This is a genomic window from Methylobacterium trifolii, from assembly GCF_022179685.1.
GTDB lineage: Bacteria > Pseudomonadota > Alphaproteobacteria > Rhizobiales > Beijerinckiaceae > Methylobacterium > Methylobacterium trifolii.
In genome coordinates, this window is the sequence record NZ_BPRB01000094.1 from 1 (window position 1) to 3638 (window position 3638).

Genomic DNA, 3638 nt, shown 5'->3' on the forward strand with positions numbered 1-3638 from the left:
CTGAGTCAGTGCACTAGCGGGTGCTTCCGCGGGAGCCATCACGGGAGCGCTTGGCGTGGTTGCAGTGGCGCGCGGGCTCGACCCGCAGGTGTTCGACGAGGAAACGCTCTCTCGGATGATAGGAAGCAGCGGACGTCCCTTTGACCGGACGCGGTGCGTGTTGCCATCGCTCTACGATGCGTGGGTGGTCCGTCCTCAGATGGCTGCACGGGACGGCCGTACAGACCTTCTCGGCGCGGACGATCTGAATGCCTCCTCGGAGGACCCTCCAGGCATACGGTCGATCCTGAATGCCATCCTCCTCGACGAGATCAGAGATGCAGCCCTCCGTCCGCAGCCCCGTGCCGGAGGTCCGACGCCAGACCCAATTGCCAAACCGGCTCAGCTCGCGACGCCGTCCAGCGCAATTGAAACTGCAACGTCGTCGGATCCGCTTCCCAGGTGCGATCCGGCCACAGCGCCGCCCCGCTATCTCAGCAATACGATGCACGTCTACATGACAGTATCGAACCTTCGCGGCATCCCGTTCGAGATCGCCTTCGGAAACGCCAAATTCGGGATGCTCACCCATGGCGACCGCGTCCATTATGCAGTCCGCGGTGTCGGCTCTACAAATTGGTTGAAGGAGCCGTGGCTCGCAAAGGACAAGTGGATCAACATTGATACCGCGACACTTCCGAAATCCATCGACGGCCGAATTACCGACGAGTGGTACGCCTACGGCGAGACGGCGCTAGCCTCGGCTGCCTTTCCGGGAGGACTTGCTCCCCGCCTGCTTACAACGCCGACGGACCAGTACGAGCGCCGCCAATATCCGTTGCCGGTCGAACCTGATCAGATAAATGCCAACTTCCCAAAGTCAGTGACCAACCTACCGACATTCAGCTTCCTTAATGTGGATGGAGGCGTGATCAACAACACACCTTTTGACTACGTCCAGTATGCCGTTATGGGCCATCGGCCGCGGGAGGGGGCAGCAAGAGGTGATCGGGCCGACCGGGCCATCCTGATGGTCGCACCGTTCCCCGAACCACCCAGCGTGCTCGCGGAAGGCTCGCCCCCGGCTGAGATAGCCGCTGTTCTGCGAGCGTTGTTCCCAGCGCTCGTCAATCAAGCTCGCTTCCGCGCATCCGAACTCATTCCCGTGATCGACGAGGACGACCACAGCCGTTTCATGATCTCGCCTCGTCGGAGCCGGGATGATCGTTCCGGCCCGGCGCGTCACCCAATTGCATGTGGTCTCCTGGCTGGCTTCGGCGGCTTTCTCGACGAGCGGTTCCGTGCTCACGACTATCAGCTCGGCAGGCGCAACTGCCAACGGTTCCTCCAGTCAGTTCTCGGCCTTCCAGAGGATAACCCGGCGATACGGAAGCCCTCCAAACGCTATGCCGACCATCCGCTGGACAGCAGCCAGAAGCCTGATGCTCCGCGGAAGTTCATGCTGATACCGCTCTTCGGCGACGCCGCGGCAGAGGTGGGGCTGCTGCCGTGGCCCCAGATGTCTGCTGTAGACTTCAGAGCCCTAATCCGGCGCATTGAGGAACGCGTCAAACGGATCGGTCGTCCGTTCATATGGTCGCAGACCAGTAAGACAAGCGTTCGTCTGATTGCTTGGCTTGGCCTCCGGATCCAACGAGATCAGATCGTAAGATTTTTGGCTCTCACAATTCTCGCTGATCTCGTGCGTCGCGACCAGATCATAGGGTGGACCATTCCACCTAACATCGTGCGGGCGGCGGAGGCAGCAGGCGGACACGCCGACGATCTACGGACGATTCTGGCAATCCTCGTCGGGCCGGCCCGCGAAGTAAGCGAGCCCGGACAGATCGCGGCGGAGGCGCATCTGCCGCTCAAGTTCGTCGAGGCCGTGTTGCCAACTTTGGCTGGTTCACCGAAGGGCAAGCCGTTCCGCGTCGTCCGTGTCGGCCGTGTCGGCTTCGCCCTCGAGATGTTCCGCCCGTCCGGATGGCGATCGCTGCCAGTGGTTCGGCGCTTCTTCGGATTGTGGTCTCCGTCGTGCTACTCCTACGAGTGAGGAAGTCGGCGTGCCAGTTTGCTAATGAACAGGCAGCAAGCCTTGCCCAAGCCGATCGATTCGGGCCTCATTCCAACACTTGCTGCTTTCCATACGCTTCCCAACTGGTCCTGCTGGGAAGCATTAGGCGACAGGACTGACTATAAGTATCTGAAAATCTTGGTGGGCGGTGAGGGACTCGAACCCCCGACCCTCTCCGTGTAAACAAGAAGGTCAACTGTATCGTACCTCGCCCAAAGCGGACGGATGCTCAGAGCCAGATCGGTCCGTTCAGGCTGGCTAGTTTGCCAGTCAGCGGACCTTTCGAGGGTCAGCTACGGGTCAAATTCTTCCGTTGGGATTGGAGGATTGCGGATAAGCGGCTTGATTTGGCAGCGGGGTTGGAGATGCGGCTGCACACTTGTCGAGAGGCCGGCGTAGCTTGATAGCCTGCTCTGAAGTTCGAGGCTGAGTTCTCACGATTCGACTGGACTACGGTGGCAGTCCGAGCATGTGTGTGCTGGTCAATCCTGATAAGGAGCCAGCATGGGCACGTCCGATCTAAGTATTACCGCCTGCCTTTCCGAGATCAGCCTGCGTCTGACCGATGCGGCGGCGGTAGCGAAGGCTGCGCTGACCTGCGCCGCCGCAGGCTCCGAGCGCGAGGCACTGCGCATCGTCATGGAACTCGATGGCCTCCTGAATGAAGCCCAGACCCTGCACGGCGCCGTCTGCCTGATCGGCCGCATGCAGCGCGCGAACGAGAGACCGGTCCCCGCGGGCTGAGATGATGCCGAGTTCCGTGTGGTGACGCCCCTGCCCCGCCGGCCCTCAACGCCGATGACGGGGCCGGGTCAGTGACGGGGACGGTCCCGTCCGGCAGCAACCCCTGCCCGAGCCCGGAGCGTAGCCATGACACAGATCCATACGACACCCTTGACCCAATCCGAGACGCGCTACCTCGCCCAGGCTGCCGCTCGGACGGACAGGCTCCTTGTCCTGCCCGAGTCGCTCAAACCCGCCACACAGCAGCGCCTGATCGGCAAGTTCATCCGGTCTGGGTTCGTCACCCGGCAGGAGGTCGAAGGCGCGATCGAACATCGGCTCACCCCGGCAGGCTACCGCGCCGTTGGGCGCAAGGCGCCGCGGGCGAAGCGGTCCACAGCGGTAGTGGACTCTCATCCTTCCACCGACTCCGCCGTGCCCTCCTCCTTGGACGCGGTTCCTCCGATTTCGACTGGAGCCAGGCCGCTTGCTGGCTTCGCCTCCGCTGTTGGCCCAATAGAACCTCCGGTCCAGGCACCAACCTTGGCCTCTGCTTCGTCATCCCGCGACACGGGAGAGGGTGAAGCCCCTTCTCCTCCCACCAAGCGGGCGGTACTCCTCGGCCTGCTAGCCCGAGAGACCGGCGCGAGCCTGGTCGAGATCGTCGCCGCGACAGGCTGGCTCGCGCATACCAGCCGGGCGGCGCTCTCCCGCCTGCGCACCGCCGGTGAGCCCCTGGCCAAGAGCACGCGCGCGGATGGCTGTACCGCCTACCGCCTCGTGCCGGTTGAGGCGGCGGCCCCGACACCGGCCCGCACCAGTCGGCCCCGCCGGACCAATGCCAAGGCTGACGGGGCCT

Annotated in this window: 3 protein-coding genes; all 3 read left to right on the forward strand. The window is 63.0% G+C overall.

The genetic code is table 11. From position 1 onward, the window contains the following. Positions 1 to 55: 55 nt before the first annotated feature. Positions 56 to 2035, forward strand: a complete 1980-nt coding sequence (locus tag COGEMETH_RS09460; RefSeq protein WP_238182345.1) for a hypothetical protein — start codon at positions 56 to 58, stop codon at positions 2033 to 2035. Positions 2036 to 2560: 525 nt separating this feature from the next. Next, complete coding sequence (locus COGEMETH_RS09465; RefSeq protein ID WP_238182346.1) at positions 2561 to 2800, forward strand: hypothetical protein; 240 nt, start codon at positions 2561 to 2563, stop codon at positions 2798 to 2800. Between the two features lie 126 nt (positions 2801 to 2926). After that, positions 2927 to 3638 (forward strand): DUF3489 domain-containing protein (locus COGEMETH_RS09470; RefSeq protein ID WP_238182347.1); only part of this gene is annotated, 712 nt, incomplete at its 3' end.